The organism is Marinifilum breve, from assembly GCF_003202155.1.
GTDB lineage: Bacteria > Bacteroidota > Bacteroidia > Bacteroidales > Marinifilaceae > Marinifilum > Marinifilum breve.
The window spans coordinates 309,976-327,743 of sequence record NZ_QFLI01000004.1 but is presented as its reverse complement, the minus strand read 5'-3'; the positions used below and the strand labels follow the sequence as shown (position 1 = coordinate 327,743).

Here is a 17,768-nt window from a genome sequence, read left to right as displayed (position 1 = left end):
CTAAAAGAAAATCAGAAAATGAACGAGTATTTAAAGCATGATGAGTGGTGTATAATTGAGGAAGGCTTTAATCCTGAAAATCACCGATCATCTGAAAGTATATTTAGTTTGGGTAATGGTAACATGGGGCAGAGAGCCATGTTCGAAGAGCATTATTCAGGTGAAACATTACAAGGAACTTATGTAGCTGGAGTATACTATCCTGACAAAACCAGAGTAGGATGGTGGAAAAACGGTTACCCAGAATATTTTGCTAAGGTATTAAATGCGCCAAATTGGATTGGTATCGATGTAAAGATTAATGGTGAAATGCTTGACCTTGCTAAGTGTGAAGTGAGTGACTTTGTTCGCACATTGAACATGAAGGAAGGTGTTTTAGAGCGTAGTTTTGTTGCTACACTAGCCAATGGAAACAAGGTAAAGGTAGAAGCTAAAAGATTCTTAAGTATTGTAACTTCAGAAGTAGGAGTTATTCGTTACTCAGTTACTCCATTAAATTTTGATGGAAAAATTGGCTTTACACCATATATTGATGCTGACGTTACCAACGAAGACTCGAACTACGACGAGCAATTTTGGAATGTACTTCAGGCTAAATCAATGAAAGGCGAAGCTTACATTACTGCAGCAACTAAAAAACTTGATTTTCATGTTTGCATGAGCATGAAATATGATGTATTAAAGGATGGTCAGAAAGTGGAATTAAACCCTGCTTTAACTGAAGATGCAAAATACGTTGCTAATGCAGTAGAAGTTGAAGTTGAGCAAGATGAAGAGATTTCAATTTACAAGTACGCAGCTGTACTAAGCTCATTAAATCACAGCAAAACTGATATCGCATCAGATGCTCTTTCTGTAGTAGAGGCTGCTAAAGCTAAAGGTTATGGTGCTTTATTGGAAGAACATGTTAATGCATGGGCTGACAAGTGGGATCATAGTGATATTGTAATTGAAGGTGATATTGCTGCTCAGCAAGCCATTCGATTCAATATTTTCCAAATGAATCAAACTTATACTGGTGAAGATGAAAGACTAAATATTGGTCCTAAAGGTTTTACTGGTGAGAAATATGGTGGATCTACTTACTGGGATACTGAAGCTTACTGTGTTCCATTCTATTTGAGTACTTCTAAACCTGAGGTTACTCGTAATCTATTGATCTATCGTCATAAGCAATTGCAAAAAGCCATTGAAAATGCAGAGAAACTAGGTTTCACAAACGGTGCTGCATTGTATCCAATGGTAACAATGAATGGTGAAGAGTGTCACAACGAGTGGGAGATTACTTTTGAAGAAATCCACCGTAATGGAGCAATCGCTTTTGCCATTTATAACTATATCCGCCATACAGGCGATAAAAAATATTTAGAAGAATATGGATTAGATGTGTTGATTGGAATTTCAAGATTCTGGGCTCAGCGTGTATCCTATTCTCAAGCTAAGAAAAAATACGTAATGTTAGGGGTTACAGGTCCTAACGAATACGAAAATAATATCAACAACAACTGGTACACAAGTACAATTGCAACTTGGTGTATGAAGTATTCACAAGAGGCAATGGCTCATGTGAAGGAAACCAATCCAGCACGTTTCGAAGAAATTATGAAGAACTTGAACTTCGATTTCGAAAATGAAACTGCGAAATGGAGTGATATTGTTGAAAATATGTACTATCCTGTTGATGAGGAAACTGGAGTTTATTTACAGCAAGATGGATATATGGACAAAGAGCAGATTTTGGCTTCAGAGCTAGATCCAGCAATTCGTCCAATTAACCAGCACTGGTCATGGGATAGAATTTTACGTTCTTGTTTTATTAAACAAGCTGATGTATTGCAAGGAATTTACTTGTTCGAGGATCAGTATGATATGGAAACGATTCGTAAGAACTACGATTTCTATGAACCAAGAACAGTTCATGAGTCATCATTGTCGCCATGTATTCACTCTATTTTGGCAGCAAAAATTGGAGATGAAGAAAGAGCTTACAATTTGTACTTAAGAACATCTCGTTTGGATTTGGATGATTACAACAAAGAGGTACACGAAGGACTTCACATTACAAGTATGGCAGGAACATGGATGTCGATTGTAGAAGGTTTCGGTGGAATGAGAGTTGTAAATGGTAGCCTTGTATTTAATCCAATGCTTCCTAAAGTTTGGAAATCTTACTCATTTAAAGTTCGTTTCAGAGGCAACTTGTTAAATGTAAGAGTTTCAGAAGATGGAGTAGGTGTTATCAATGAAGAAGGAGAAACAATCAATATCTTCGTTAAAGATGACGAATACAAAGTTGAAAAAGAAAGTAGTTTAGTGGTAGAACACGCTTAATTAATAGTTTTGGCAATTCAGGGTAGTAGTTTAAACTACTATCCTGAATTTTAACATTTGTAATCATTTACAATGAGCACAGTAAAAAGATCATTCTTTCTGATTTTATTCTTTTCTATTTTGAGTCTGACATCTTTTGCGGCAAAATCAAAAATAGAAAGACTTGAACCTGGTTTTTGGTGGGTTGGAATGGAAAATCCAAACCTTCAATTGTTAATCTATGGTCATGGAATTGGAGATTATAAAGTATCACTTAATTATCCTGGTGTTGATGTAAAAGCGGTTAGAAATGTTGAGAACAATAACTATTTGTTTGTTGATTTATTGATTGACAAATCTGCGAAAGCAGGAATGTTTGAGATTAAATTGACCAATTCGAAAGGTAAAGAATTGGTCTATCTGTATGAGCTGAAGGAGAGAAGAAAGGATTCTGCTAACAGAAGTGGATTTAACTCATCAGATGTGATTTATTTATTGATGCCGGATCGTTTTGCCAATGGCAATTCCGAAAACGATTCAGTAGATGTTTTGGTGGAAAAAGTAGATCGAGCCAATTTTGATGGTCGTCATGGTGGTGATATTGAAGGAATTATTAATCAGCTTGACTATTTACAAGATTTAGGAATTACTGCTTTATGGAGTACTCCTTTATTGGAAGATAACGAAGAAAGAGGTTCCTACCACACTTATGCAATTTCCGATTACTACAATATTGATGCAAGATATGGAGGGAATGAAGCCTATCTTGAATTATCAAAAGAATGTAAGAAGAGAGGTATTAAACTAATCAAAGATATGGTGTTCAACCATTGTGCAAGTGCGCATTGGTGGATGAATGATCTTCCTCAGGAAGATTGGGTGCATCAGCACGATAATTACATGAATTCCAATCACAGAAAGTCTACACTACTTGATCCTCATGCTTCAAGTGTAGATAAAATCCAATTTTCTGATGGTTGGTTTGATAAAAGTATGCCAGACTTAAATCAGCAGAATGAGCTGTTGATGACCTATTTGATTCAGAATAGTATTTGGTGGGTGGAATATGCCGACTTAGATGGAATAAGAATGGATACGCATCCGTACAACGATCCGCAGGGAATGTCCAAATGGGGAAAGGCTCTATTGACTGAGTATCCTCATTTGAATATTGTCGGTGAGACTTGGTACAAAAATGCGGCAGACATTGCCTATTGGCAGAAAGATGCTTTAAACTCTGATACTTATAATTCCTATTTGCCATGTGTAATGGATTTTCAACTGTTCTTCGCAATGGAAAAGGCGTTTCTAGAACCGCAAGAGTGGGAAAATGGACTTGTTCGTTTGTATAAGAGTCTTGCAGCTGATTACCTATATAAGGATTTGAACAATATCCTGATCTTTTCAGAGAATCATGATACCCAAAGAATCATGTCAACACTGGAAGGGGACTTGGACAAATTTAAACTGATGAACACTTTTCTGATGACTACCCGAGGAATTCCGCAGATTTATGCAGGAATAGAAATCTTAATGGAAGGAAAGAAGAGTGATGGAGATGGTAAAATGAGAATTGATTTCCCTGGTGGTTGGGAAGGCGATGAAAGAAACGCTTTTGCTGCAGAAGGAAGAACCGCTAAAGAAAATGAGGCATTCAATTTCCTACGTAAGTTACTTCAATGGCGTAAAGTTAATCCTGTAATCCATTTGGGTAAACTAACTCATTATATACCTGAAAATGATGTTTACGTTTATTTCAGATCCAATAAAGAAAAAACGGTGATGGTAGTCATTAATAATGGAAGTAAAGATCAAGAATTGAGTTTGAATCGTTTTTCAGAGAGTATAAAAGAGTTTACAAAAGCTTATGATATTTTGAGTGAACAGAACATTCAATTTTCAGATGGAAAATTGGAAGTGAAAGGAAACTCGTCAATGATATTGGAATTAAAATAGAAAAAATAGACTGAGGGCATTTTGAGAAAGAGTATGGGATTATTACAAGGTTTTAGATTGAGATTATTGGTTTTTGTAGCATTAATAGCTGCATCGACTGCGGTTTTTGCACAAAATAGTGCGAGAGAATTTGTTTCATCTCAATTAAAAGGAAAGGTTTTAGAGGTTAAAACCAATGATGGGAAGTATGAAATTCAATTTTACAATGAGAACATTGTAGAAACTGCATTCATACCGAATGGGGAAAAGAAAGGTGTTTCACATGCAGTAGTGTTGAAGCCTAATGTTGATGGTCTTAGCTTGGTTGAGAAGAATGGTACTATAGCGTACATGTCAAAAGGACTTGCAGTGGAGATATCAAAGTCACCATTTTCGATTCAATATTTGTACAAAGGGAAGAATCTAATTTCAGAAAAAGAAGGATATACCAAGACTGATAGTACCGAGAACATCGACTTTACACTTGAAAAAGATGAAGTATTGTTTGGTGGTGGTGCACGTGTTTTAGGTATGAACCGTAGAGGAAATCGTCTTCAATTGTACAATCGTGCACATTACGGATATGGAACGCATTCAGAATTGATGAATTACACCATGCCAGTTGCTATTTCTTCTAAGAAATATGCAATACATTTCGACAATGCTCCGATTGGCTTTTTGGATTTGGATAGTAAAAAGGACAACATACTTCGTTATGAAACCATTAGTGGTAGAAAAGTATACCAAGTTGTTGCTACCGATACCTGGGAAGATTTTACTTACCAATTTACAGAGCTTACCGGTCGTCAGCCAATGTTGCCACGCTGGGCATTTGGGAACTTTTCAAGTCGATTTGGATATCACTCGCAAAAAGAAACTGTTGAAACCATTGATTATTTCTTGAAAGATTCGATTCCGGTTGATGCAATTATCCTGGATTTGTACTGGTTTGGAAAAACCGTTAAGGATGAAATGGGAAATCTTGCATTTGACCGAGATTCATTCCCAAATCCTGAGAAAATGATCTCTGATTTGAATGATAGAGGTGTTAAAACAATTCTGATAACAGAGCCATTTATTTTAACGACTTCGAATCGTTGGGACGAGGCTGTTCGTGAAGGAGTTTTAGGTCTGGATTCATTAGGAAATCCATACAAGTATGATTTCTTTTTCGGGAATACAGGATTGGTTGATGTATTTAAACCAAAGGCAATTGATTGGTTCTGGAATATCTACAAAGGATTAACCAATAAAGGTGTTGCTGGTTGGTGGGGAGACCTTGGAGAACCTGAAGTACATCCTGCTGAATTGCTACATGTAAATGGTACTGCTGATGAAGTTCACAATATCTATGGTCATTACTGGGCCAAATTGGTTTATGATGGATATAAAAGAGATTTCCCGGAACAAAGACCATTTATTTTGATGCGAGCCGGAGCTGTAGGTTCTCAGCGATATGGTATGGTGCCATGGACAGGAGATGTAAGCAGAAGTTGGGGAGGTTTGAAACCACAAACCGAAATTTCTCTACAAATGGGGATGCAAGGTATTTCGTATATGCACTCTGATTTGGGAGGTTTTGCCGGAGCTAATTTGGATGATGAATTGTATACTCGTTGGTTACAATATGGCGTGTTTCAGCCAATATTCCGTCCGCATGCGCAAGAGGATGTTGCTTCTGAACCAGTTTTCCGTGAGGCAGGAACTAAAGCTTTGGCTAAAAAGTCAATTGAGTTAAGATACAAATTGATGCCATACATTTATACCATGGCTTTTGAAAACCATCAGTCGGGCTTGCCTTTAATGCGACCATTGTTCTTTGATGAAGAAGACAATAAGGATATACTACACATTTCAGATACCTATTTATGGGGAGATGCATTTTTAGTTTCTACTGTAACCGATGCTGGATTGAAGAAGAAAGAGGTATACATGCCAAAGAATTCTGTTTGGTTCGATTTTGTTAGCGATAAAAAGTACGATGGTGGTAAAGCTTATACGATCAAAACCAAAAAAGAAAACATTCCGGTTTTTGTTCGTGGAGGATCATTTATTCCTATGATTCAAGGAATGAAAAACACCATTGGCTATTCTCTTAAAGATATGGATTTGCACTATTACCATGCTACATCGGTTAGTGAAAGTGAAGGCAAATTGTATAACGATGATGGAGAAACTCCTGCTGCTTACGAAAAAGGTGAATATGAACTGTTAAGATTTAATTCAGCTTATAATTCAGGCAAACTAAGCATTAGTTTAGCTAGTGAAACAGGAGATCATTATAAAGCCATTGATAAAAAGATTTCCCATATTATACACAACATTGAAAAGCATCCTAAGAAAGTTAGCATTGATGGTAAGAAAGTTGACTTCACTTGGGATGATAAATCAAATACTCTTCGTTTTGTTGGAGAGCTTAAAACAGAGAAAAAACAAACCATTACCATAAAATTAGCGAAATAATGAAAGTTAAATTATTCAGCATTTTTGCAAGTGTACTAGTATTGTTATCAGCTTGTGCTAAAGTTGATCAAAAAGTAGAAAAAGAAGATACTCCATTTGTTTGGGAGGGTGCGAATCTTTATTTCTTGTTGACCGATCGTTTTAACAATGGTACAACAGATAATGATGTGAATTTTGAGAGAAATTTGCCAACAGGTAAATTACGAGGTTTCGAAGGTGGTGATATCAAAGGAATTACTCAGAAAATAAAAGAAGGGTATTTTAATCAGTTAGGAATTAATGCCATTTGGTTTACTCCGGTTACAGAGCAAATTCATGGAGCAGTTGATGAAGGTACAGGAAATACTTATGGTTTTCATGGTTACTGGGCAAAGGATTGGACAGCTTTAGATCCAAACTTTGGAAGCATGGAAGACCTAAAAGACTTGGTTGAAACAGCTCATGCCAATGGGATTAGAGTGGTTATGGATGCTGTGATCAATCATACAGGTCCGGTTACTGAGAAAGATCCTGTTTGGGAAAACGATTGGGTAAGAACAAGTCCACAATGTACTTACGATAGCTACAAAAATACTATTGAGTGTACATTGGTGAAAAATCTTCCGGATATTAAGACCGAGAGTAATAAAGAAGTAGAACTTCCTGAGAGTTTGGTTCAAAAATGGAAAGCTGAAGGAAGATATGAGCAAGAGGTGAAGGAGTTGGATGAATTCTTTGCTCGTACAGGATATCCACGTACCCCAAAGAACTATATCATCAAATGGTTGTGCGATTACATCATCGAATTTGGGATTGATGGTTATCGTGTAGATACAGTGAAGCATACCGAAGAGTCGGTTTGGGCTGATTTTCGCAAAGAGTGTGAATATGCCTTTGAACTTTATAAGAAAAATAATCCAGACAAGGTGTTGGATGATAATGAATTTTATACCGTTGGAGAGGTTTACAATTACAATATCAGCAATAAGTTTGCTTTCGACTTTGGAGATAAAAAAGTGAACTATTATGCCAATGGTTTTACCGATCTGATCAACTTTGAATTCAAGTACAATGCTCAATCATCATACGAAGAATTATTCTCTATGTATTCAGATATCCTTCATGGAGATTTGAAAGGATATGGTGTATTGAACTACTTGACATCTCATGATGATGGTTCTCCATTTGATCAGAAAAGAGAAAGAACCTTTGAAGCAGGAACAAAATTGTTGTTATCTCCAGGTACATCTCAGGTGTATTATGGCGATGAATCGGCCCGTTCTTTAGAGATTGAAGGAACTGTGGGTGATGCTACACTAAGATCATTCATGAACTGGGATGAAATCGAAAATAATGCTGAAACGCAAGCAATTTTAAGTCACTGGCAAAAATTGGGACAATTCCGTGCTAATCATCCTGCTGTGGGAGCTGGTGTTCATAAAATGATATCAGAAAACCCATATGTATTCCGCAGATCATTTGAAAAAGGAAAGTACCATGATCAGGTATTTGTTGCTTTGGATTTGGATAAGGGATTAAAAGAACTTCCTGTTGCAGAATTGGAGAATGGAACAAAGTTAAGAGATGCATACTCTGGAAAGGAAACAGAAGTTAAGAATGGAAAAGTAAGCATTGACACTGAGTTTGACATTTTATTACTAGAGTTGATATAGAAAAGGACATCATAATAACTAATCAAATTATTGAAATGAGAAGAGTATTTCAAACAGTTTTAAGTTTATTGTTGGTTGTAGGAACTTTGGCATCATGCCAGAATAAACCAGCAGCAAATAAAGTAGCAGAGGAAAAGAAGGCGGAAAAACCTGTTGAGTGGAGTAGAAATGCTAACATCTATGAGGTAAACATTCGTCAGTACACTCCAGAAGGTACTATTAATGCTTTTGTTGAGCACATGCCACGTTTAAAAGAAATGGGAGTTGATATTCTGTGGTTGATGCCTATCTATCCTATCTCTGAGAAAAATCGTAAAGGTAGCATGGGATCTTACTATGCTGTTAAGGATTATCAGGCAGTAAATCCTGAATTCGGAACAATGGAAGATTTAAAAAACCTTGTAAATAAGGCTCACGAAATGGGAATGAAAGTAATCCTAGACTGGGTGGCAAATCACACAGGATGGGATAACGTAGTAATGGCTGAGCATAAAGATTGGTATACTCAGAATGAGAAAGGTGAGATTGTAATTCCTGAAGGAACAGACTGGAGCGATACTGCTGACTTGAACTATGAGAACCAAGAGATGCGCAAGTACATGATCGAATCTTTGAAGTACTGGATTATCAACGCAGATGTTGATGGATACCGTTGTGATGTTGCAGGTATGGTTCCAACTGAATTCTGGGAAAAAGCACGTGTTGAATTGGATGCTGTTAAGCCGGTATTTATGTTGGCAGAAGATGGTGGTCATGAACTTTTAGAGAACGCTTTCGATATGGGTTATGGTTGGGATTTCCACCACATCATGAACGAAGTTGCTAAAGGTGAAAAAACAGCTAACGATATGGAAGCATTTTTCCACAAAATTGACACTGTATTTCCAGCTGATTCATACATCATGAACTTTACTACCAACCACGATGAAAACTCATGGAATGGTACTACCGAAGAGAGAATGGGTGAAGGTGCGAAAGCTTTTGCCGTATTAACTTTCACTATGCCAGGAATGCCATTGATTTATAGTGGTCAGGAAGCTGGTTTGAACAAGCGTTTGAAATTCTTCGAGAAAGATGAAATTGATTGGTCAGATTTAAGCATGACTGAATTCTATAAGCCATTAATTGCTTTAAAGAAAAATAACAAAGCACTTCAGAATGGTGTGAAAGGTGGCAAGTTTGTTCGTATTCCATCTGATCAGAATGAGAAGATCTTAGCATTCACTCGTGAGGCAGAAGGTGATAAGGTAGTTGTGATCTTGAATCTAAGCAAGGATGCTGTAAAGGCAACTTTAAACCTGGATGCAAATGCAGGAAATTTTGCATGTTACAAAGATGGTAACAGACACGATTTAGCTGCTAAACTTGAGGTTGAATTAAAACCTTGGGAATACAGAGTATATGTAAAGTAAACTAGATTTCCGAATTTCGGAAACCGATATCCCAATGATAGCCGCTCTTTTTAGGGCGGCTTTCTTATTTTAAGAAGGAGGAAGGCTAAGTCATAAGGTTTTTAATTAGTAATGGTTTTATCTAATAAAAATGCAGACAAGTCCAGTTTTATAATACAAACTGTATGGTTTCGAAATAGGTTCAATATTATCTGCCTATTTTCCATTCAGTCGGCATTCTGAGGAGATAAATTGCTTGTACGATCTGCCAGTCCAATACTATTATTAGCCATTCCCGCACTATTTCCTGATAAGCCTACCATACGATCTATTGATCCCGACTTATTTTCTAAGATATTAAGCTTACGATTTGTTAAGTCAGGCTTATTTCTTGCCATACCCATCGGGTTTGTTAACTCCTAAGGCGGGGTTGTTAGGAAATAGCACGGGGACGGCAGGTTCTAAGGCGGGATCAGCAACTCATAAGGTGGGGTTGGCAGATCGTAAGGCAAGATTGTTAATTCGTAAGGCGGGGTTGTCAGGAAATAGCACGGGGACGGCAGGTTCTAAGGTGGGGTTGTCAGGAAATAGCACGGGGTTGGCAGATCCTAAGGCAGGAATGTCAACTCGTAAGTCTGAGTTGTCAGAAAGTAACACGGGCATGTCAGATCGTAAGCGATGTACTTTGGTTCATAGTTTACCTAAGGCACATTAGCGGAGATGGCAAATTAAAATTTATAGAATAGATTTTTGCTCGAGTACACTAATCACCATGCCTTTGTAATTGCGCCCAATTGGTATAAGTTTTCCTGCAATTTCGATATTGCTGGAAGTGTAACTTTGTATTTTGTTGATGGATGCAATAAACGATCGATGTATTCTTAAAAAGGATGATTCCGGCAGTTTCTCCTCAATATTACTGATGGTATTTAGCGTTACAATTTCTTGCCCATTTTCCATGTAAATGGAAACATAGTTACGCAAACTTTCGATGTACTGTATTTCGTGTAGAAATACTTTCACCATTCGTTTCTCTGATTTTACAAAGATAAATGGTTGTTCAGAGCTGATTTCTTCTTTCTTCTCAGGAATTTGGAATTGAGGTTGATTCAGTTTAAAGTACCTGTTAATCGCCTTAATAAACCTCTCAAAAGGAATGGGTTTAATTAGATAATCCAAGGCTTCCAGTTCGTAACTTTCCAAAGCAAACTCCGAATAGGCAGTGGTGAAAATTACACTGGGCGGGTTGGATAGATTTCTTAACAATTGAATGCCTGTGAGTCCTGGCATCTGGATATCCAGAAATAGCAAGTCGATTTGTTTCGAATTTAAAACCGATAAAGCTTCAACTGCACTCTTGCATTTTCCTTCCAGCTGTAAATAGTCAATTCTGTTGATGTATTCTTCAATCACATCAATGGCCAAATCTTCATCATCAACAATTAAACACTTAATTTTCATTGCAATTTTAAGTTTAAATAAATAGAATACGAATCTTCATTATCGGTTATTTTTAGCTCGTATTTCTCGGCGTATAATAAAGATAATCTCCTTTTTACATTCTGCAAACCGATTCCACCAATTATAGGTTCCTGATCGGAGCTCGACTGTGGAATACTATTTTCAATATTCAATTTGAGTTCATTGTTTTTGATCCCGATATCAATTGTAATCCATGCATTGCCATCAAAACCTTTGGTGCTGTGCTTAAAGCTGTTTTCTATAAATGGAAGAATCAACATGGGAGCAATTTGATTGGAACTGATATCTCCCCAAAGGTTAAAACTTAAATCAATACGATCGCCATAACGGATTTTTTCAAGTTCCAGGTAACTTTTTATGCTGTCAATTTCTTTCTGAAAATCAACTCTTTTCGAGTTGGTTTCATACAACATGTATCGCAGGAGTTCTGATAATTTTAGAATTACATCCAATGATTGATCAGACTTCTTTAAGATTAAAGAATACAAGCTATTTAAGGTGTTGAATAGGAAATGGGGTTGAACCTGGTTTTTAAGAAATACCAATTCGGCTTCCAATTTTTCCCTTACCAAAAGTTGTTCGTTTTGCTTAACTTTATTGACATGATCTACCAGCTTTAGAATAAAAGGAATGGCAATTACAGTTCCTAAATTAATTGAACTTCGTATTACCTGTACATAGCTGAAAAGTGGCTGCATTTCAAATTCTGTCAGGTAGTATTTTAGAATAATATAATTGTCGGTAAAACGTGTTGTAAATGCAACAACAATTATGGAAATTCCGAAGAGTAAAATGAAGCTTCCAATTTTTCTCTTGTATAGGAATTTTGGAAACAGGTAATAAATAACCCAATACACCAAAGCAATTTTTGCCGGAAGGTTTACAAGTTCAACCATCATGGTTTTCTCGAAATTCATATCGTAGCTACCCCAGGTAACCGCAAAGAAAAGCAGATAGAATATCCAATAACTAATGTGTTGAACCCATTTGTTGTTAAGGATTTTGGCAAAATTGTTTTTCCCAGGACTTATTATTTGCATGTTGAGTGTTTGCTTTAGATATCAATTCCTTGCTAGTTTACCTCATTTTTAAATACAAAACAAGTTTGACTTGTTTCGAGTAGGTGTTTATGGACGAAATACAGTAATTCCCTCCCGAAAGGTATACAATGCAGGACAAATTCCAATATAAAGTAAGTCTTGTAATCCATACTTTGCTATTGGTATTCTGTTAAAATAATTTGCTATCTTATAGAGACTTCCATTACTTAGGATGTGAATTCATACGAATACTGAAGACGAAGTAATCTAAAATAGATTCCATGAAGTACAATAGACTATTTCTTTGCATTCTGATCGCTTTTTTTGCCATAGGATGTAAGCAAAAATCAACAAGTAAAATAAGTTATGAGCGGCCGAACATTATTTTTATCATGAGTGATGATCATGCCTACCAGGCAATCGGAGCATATGGTTCAAAAATGAATGAGACGCCTAATATCGATAGACTGGCAAATGAAGGAATGCGCTTTGACAAAGCTTTTGTAACTAACTCTATCTGTTCACCAAGTAGAGCTGTTGTTCTTACCGGAAAGCACAGTCACTTAAATGGTGTGCGAGATAATATTAATGTATTTGATAGCACCCAGCAAACGTATCCAAAGTTATTACAAAAGGCAGGTTATGAAACTGCTGTTATCGGGAAATGGCATTTAAAATCTCAACCAACAGGTTTTGATTACTGGAAAGTACTCCCAGATCAAGGGCATTATTACAATCCTGATTTTAGAACACCCGAAGGAATAGTACAGGAACAAGGCTATGTTACCGATATTATTACTGATATGGCATTGGAGTGGTTGGATGTAAAACGTGATAAAGCCAAGCCTTTTATGATGATGTATCACCATAAGGCACCGCATCGCGAATGGTTACCAGCTATGGAACATCTGACTGATTTTAAGGCTGATTTAATAGCCGAACCAGAATCCTTATTTGATGACTATAAGGGAAGAGGTCGTGCGGCCAAAGAGGCTGAAATGAAAATTTCTGATCATATGGGATTAAGTAATGACAATAAGATGGATCCTAAAATCGTGAAAAGTCTGGGCTTCGAGCAATTCATGGGTTGGTACGAAGGAGCTTATCGAAATAACTTGGCTCGAATGACTGAAAAAGAAAAAGCAGCCTGGAACAAAGTCTACGGACCAATCAATCGTGATTTTGAAAAGAATACCCCAAGAGGAAAAGATTTGATTCGTTGGAAGTATCAAAGATATATGCAGGATTATTTGGCTTGTATAAAATCGGTAGATGAAAATATTGGACGAGTATTGGATTACCTTGAAGAGAGAGGATTGGCTGAAAATACGATTGTTGTGTATACATCGGATCAAGGTTTTTATTTGGGAGAACATGGCTGGTTTGATAAGCGATTTATGTACGAAGAATCCTTTAGAACGCCGCTCTTAGTTCGTTGGCCAAGAATGATTAAATCAGGAACAGTGAATTCAGATTTGGTTCAGAACTTAGATTTTGCTGAAACTTTTCTTGATGCTGCAGGAGTTGAAATTCCAAAGGATATGCAAGGTAAAAGCATGTTGCCATTGTTTGAAGGAAACAATCAAAATTGGCGCGATGCAGTTTATTATCACTACTGGGAATATCCGGGAATTCATGCTGTGAAAAGACACTACGGGCTACGAACCAAAACTCACAAGCTGATTCACTTCTATTACGATATCGATGAATGGGAATTATACGATTTGGAGAAGGATCCTAATGAGATGATGAATCTGATTGATGATCCGTCCTATGAGTTGGTGAAACAAGATTTGATAAAAAAGTTAGAGAATCTAAGAAAGCAATATCATGATACAGATTCTTTGAATCAGGCAATTTTAAAATCGGATTTAAACAGATAGGAAATGAATAGTAGTATAATAAAATACACATTAAGTGTGTTGATTTTAATCAGCTCTAATCTTTTTGCTCAGCAAAACACCTTTGAAAATCCAATACTTAAAGGAGGATATCCTGATCCATCCATTTGCAGAGTAGGTGACGATTATTATATGGTGAACTCTACATTTGAGTATTTTCCAGCTTTACCAATTCATCACAGTAAAGATTTGGTGAATTGGGAATTGATAGGCTATGGATTACATAGAGAAAACCAGTGTAATGGAGCTGTAAATTTGGTAGATGTAAATTCCAATGGAGGTATTCATGCACCAACCATTCGATATCATGAAGGTACTTTTTACATTATCACTACCAATGTGTATTATGACCCTAATAAAAAAGAGAATCCTACCGATTTTGTGAACTTTATCATTACTGCGAAATCACCTGAGGGACCTTGGTCTGAACCTCATGTTTTGGAAGGGGCTCCAGGAATTGATCCTGATATATTCTTCGACGAAGATGGCAAAGTGTGGTATGTGGGAACTCATTCACCTGAAAATCCAAATTTCGATGGAGAAGGAGAGATCTGGTTGCAGGAAATTGATTTGGAGAACTGGAAGTTAACAGGCGAAAGAAATTACCTGTGGAGAGGTGCCTGTGGTGGTGTTTGGGTAGAAGGCCCACACATGTACAAGCATGATGGAAGATATTACCTGATGGTTGCCGAAGGAGGTACCAGCTTTAATCATGCTGTAATGATAGCCGTGAGTGATGATATTAAAGGACCATACTTTTCGAACCCTCGCAATCCAATTCTATCGACAAGACATTTGACATATGACTTTTGGGTAAATAGTACCGGACATGCCGACTTGATTCAATTAGAAGATGGACGTTGGTATATGGTAGCTTTGGGAATTCGTGGTGATGTTGATCGCCGTTCAAACATGGGACGTGAAAGTCACTTGATACCTGTGCAATGGGAAAGAGAACCATTCGAGTGGCAGGAAATTAAATATGATTGGCCAGTATGTGCACCTCAAACAGGAAGAGTGGAACGTCTAAACCCTGTACCATTTGAAGGAACTAAACAAATCCGTAAAGAAGAATTTAAAGATGAATTCGATAGTGATGTTCTTAACCTGGAATGGAACTTCAGAAGAGTTCCTATGCCGAATACTTATTCGTTAAGCAAGCGAGAAGGACATTTAAGGTTGTTTGCTAATCCTAATGTGATAAAAGAACGAGGCAGAGCCAGCTTAATGGGATTTCGACAAAAAGAAAGTTTGTACGACTATGAAGTGAAAATGAACTTCAAGTCGAAACAGAAGAATGTGGAGGCAGGTATCAGTCTGTTCCAAAAGGATGATAATTATATCAATATGACTGTTCAAAGAGCAGCCAAGGGATATACTCTAAAACTGAGTTTAAAGGCTCACGACAAAGAGCAAAATGTAATTGCTAATGATGAACTTGAATTGTACAAAGGAGAGATCATTTTAAGAGTGAAGGCAGATAAAGAGCAATATCACTTTGAGTATTCATTGGACAATGGAAATGAGTTTAAGAGACTAACATCTATCAAAAACAATTACATTATTAGTAGAGGTTATACTGGTGCTTATTTAGGTATGTATTGTACTTCTAACGGCAAGAAAAGTAATGCTTATGTCGATTTTGATTGGGTGAAATGTAATTATGAAACGTTAAAATAAAACACGATATGAAAAGATTATTATTAGCAATAGTTACTGTGTTGTTTTTAGGAAACATCACTGCATTTGCAAAAAATAAGATTGATCACTTAGAGCCTGCATTCTGGTGGGTTGGAATGAAGAGTCCAAAACTACAATTGTTGGTTCATGGAGAGAACATTTCAGATTTGAAACCAGAATTGAATTATGCTGGCGTAAGTATTGACAAGGTAAGTAGAGTATCGAACCCAAATTATTTATTTGTTGATTTATTAATCGAAAAAGACACAAAAGCTGGTGAATTTGATATTCTTTTTAAGAAAGGAAAGAAAACAGCAGTAAGCTACAAATACCAGCTTTTAGAGAGGGAAGAAGGTTCGGCTGAACGAATTGGTTTTACCCCGAAAGATGTAATGTACCTAATTACTCCGGATCGATTTGTTAATGGTAATGCGGAAAATGATAATGTTGCTGGTTTAAAGGAACAGGTTGATAGAAGTGATTCCAATGGACGCCATGGTGGAGATATTCAGGGAATGATCAATAGCCTTGATTACATTGCAGATATGGGATTTACTGCGATTTGGGTGAATCCATTGTTGGAAAATGATCAGGAAAAATATTCTTACCATGGATATTCAACTACCGATTACTACAAAATTGATGGACGATATGGATCGAATGAGGAATATCAGAAGTTATCTCGTTTGGCAAAGGAAAAAGGAGTTGGTTTAATTATGGATGTGATTCTAAATCATTGTGGATCGGAACACTGGTGGATGAAAGATGTGCCTTCTGTAGATTGGATAAACAACAAAGGGGAGTTTATGCAATGTACCCACAAGCGATCAACAATACAGGATTCTTACGCATCTAAAGAGGATTTGAAACAATTTGCTGATGGATGGTTTGTAAAAACAATGCCTGATTTGAATCAAAGAAATGAGTTCATGGCAACTTACCTAATTCAGAATGCAATTTGGTGGATTGAGTATGCAGGTCTTTCGGGAATTCGTGTTGATACTTACCCATATTCGGATGCAGAATTTTTAGCAGAATGGACTGGAAGAGTAATGGAAGAGTATCCAAACTTCAACATTGTGGGTGAGGAGTGGAGTACGAACCCTGCAATTGTATCTTATTGGCAAAAAGGAAAAGTAAATCATGATGGTTATAGATCTAATTTGCCAAGTTTAATGGATTTTCCATTGCAAAATGCCATGGTGGAAGCATTGACCAAAGAAGAAACCTGGGGTACAGGTTGGATTAAGCTGTATGAAATGTTGGCAAATGACTTCTTGTATTTTGATCCGGGTAACCTGGTAATATTCCCAGATAATCATGATATGGCTCGTATTTTTGATCAGGTAGAAAGAGATTACGATTTGTATAAAATGGCAATTGTATACACACTTACCATGCGTGGAATTCCACAAATTTATTACGGAACTGAAATATTAGCCAAGAGCGATGCAGGAGGCGATCATGGAAAACTACGAACTGATTTTCCAGGCGGATGGGAAGGCGATCAAATCAATGCCTTTACTGGTGAAGGATTAAGTGATCAGGAAAAAGATGCGCAAGCATTTATGAAGAGAATACTGAACTGGAGAAAGACAAGTGATGTAATTCATAACGGCAAATTGATGCATTATGCTCCTGAACTTGGGATTTACTCTTACTTCAGATACTCTGATGCAGGAAAAGTAATGGTGATATTAAACAAGAATAAGGAAGCGGCTCAAATTAAAACAGCCAGATACCACGAAATGTTGAATGGTAATGAAACTGGAAAAGATATCATTTCTGGAAAGACCTATAGTTTGAATGGAAGCTTTGAGGTTCCGGCAAGATCGGCCTTGATATTAGAGATAAATTAGAAATAGAGTTAGTATAAAGAATCCTCTGGCAGTTTTGTTAGGGGATTTTTTTTAG

12 protein-coding genes are annotated in these 17,768 nt (G+C 36.8%); 9 read left to right on the top strand and 3 right to left on the bottom strand.

The genetic code is table 11. The features are described 5' to 3' along the window. Window positions 1–18: 18 nt before the first annotated feature. The 5 genes from DF185_RS11345 to DF185_RS11325 all read left to right on the top strand — a co-directional run bounded on the left by DF185_RS11345 (window position 19) and on the right by DF185_RS11325 (window position 9,772). Window positions 19–2,331 carry a glycoside hydrolase family 65 protein gene (locus tag DF185_RS11345; protein WP_110360863.1) on the top strand — a complete coding sequence of 771 codons (2,313 nt, stop codon included), beginning with the start codon at window positions 19–21 and terminating at the stop codon, window positions 2,329–2,331. A 72-nt stretch (window positions 2,332–2,403) separates the two neighbouring features. Further along, window positions 2,404–4,266: a glycoside hydrolase family 13 protein gene (locus tag DF185_RS11340; protein WP_110360862.1), complete on the top strand. Its 1,863-nt coding sequence runs from the start codon at window positions 2,404–2,406 to the stop codon at window positions 4,264–4,266. A gap of 33 nt (window positions 4,267–4,299) precedes the next feature. After that, entirely contained in the window at window positions 4,300–6,708 is a 2,409-nt protein-coding gene (locus tag DF185_RS11335; protein ID WP_110360861.1) for a glycoside hydrolase family 31 protein, read from the top strand. Next, window positions 6,708–8,360 carry an alpha-amylase family glycosyl hydrolase gene (locus DF185_RS11330; protein ID WP_110360860.1) on the top strand — a complete coding sequence of 551 codons (1,653 nt, stop codon included), beginning with the start codon at window positions 6,708–6,710 and terminating at the stop codon, window positions 8,358–8,360. The genes DF185_RS11335 and DF185_RS11330 overlap by 1 nt, the downstream gene beginning before the upstream one ends. 35 nt (window positions 8,361–8,395) lie before the next feature. After that, window positions 8,396–9,772, top strand: coding sequence for an alpha-amylase family glycosyl hydrolase (locus DF185_RS11325; protein WP_110360859.1), 1,377 nt, complete (start codon window positions 8,396–8,398; stop codon window positions 9,770–9,772). A 206-nt stretch (window positions 9,773–9,978) separates the two neighbouring features. Here DF185_RS11325 and DF185_RS23590 read toward each other — a convergent pair whose 3' ends face one another. After that, window positions 9,979–10,149: a hypothetical protein gene (locus DF185_RS23590; protein WP_165836012.1), complete on the bottom strand. Its 171-nt coding sequence runs from the start codon at window positions 10,147–10,149 to the stop codon at window positions 9,979–9,981. Between DF185_RS23590 and DF185_RS11320 the strand changes: the two genes are divergently transcribed. Continuing rightward, window positions 10,143–10,466 (top strand): hypothetical protein, encoded by a 324-nt coding sequence (locus DF185_RS11320; RefSeq protein WP_133250024.1) that lies wholly within the window; start codon window positions 10,143–10,145, stop codon window positions 10,464–10,466. The genes DF185_RS23590 and DF185_RS11320 overlap by 7 nt on opposite strands. Window positions 10,467–10,486: 20 nt before the next feature. Here DF185_RS11320 and DF185_RS11315 read toward each other — a convergent pair whose 3' ends face one another. After that, window positions 10,487–11,212, bottom strand: coding sequence for a LytR/AlgR family response regulator transcription factor (locus DF185_RS11315; RefSeq protein ID WP_110360857.1), 726 nt, complete (start codon window positions 11,210–11,212; stop codon window positions 10,487–10,489). Beyond that, window positions 11,209–12,273, bottom strand: a complete 1,065-nt coding sequence (locus DF185_RS11310; RefSeq protein ID WP_110360856.1) for a sensor histidine kinase — start codon at window positions 12,271–12,273, stop codon at window positions 11,209–11,211. Before DF185_RS11310 ends, DF185_RS11315 begins: the two co-directional genes overlap by 4 nt. 281 nt (window positions 12,274–12,554) lie before the next feature. Here DF185_RS11310 and DF185_RS11305 point away from each other — a divergent pair, with 281 nt between their 5' ends. From DF185_RS11305 to DF185_RS11295, 3 genes are read left to right on the top strand one after another with little or no spacing between them, the layout of a single operon-like run. Beyond that, window positions 12,555–14,156 (top strand): sulfatase family protein, encoded by a 1,602-nt coding sequence (locus DF185_RS11305; RefSeq protein ID WP_110360855.1) that lies wholly within the window; start codon window positions 12,555–12,557, stop codon window positions 14,154–14,156. A 3-nt stretch (window positions 14,157–14,159) separates the two neighbouring features. After that, a complete protein-coding gene (locus DF185_RS11300) occupies window positions 14,160–15,854 on the top strand; it encodes a glycoside hydrolase family 43 protein (protein ID WP_110360854.1) in 1,695 nt (564 codons plus the stop codon). Window positions 15,855–15,862: 8 nt separating this feature from the next. After that, window positions 15,863–17,713 (top strand): glycoside hydrolase family 13 protein, encoded by a 1,851-nt coding sequence (locus DF185_RS11295; RefSeq protein ID WP_110360853.1) that lies wholly within the window; start codon window positions 15,863–15,865, stop codon window positions 17,711–17,713. Window positions 17,714–17,768 lie beyond the last annotated feature (55 nt).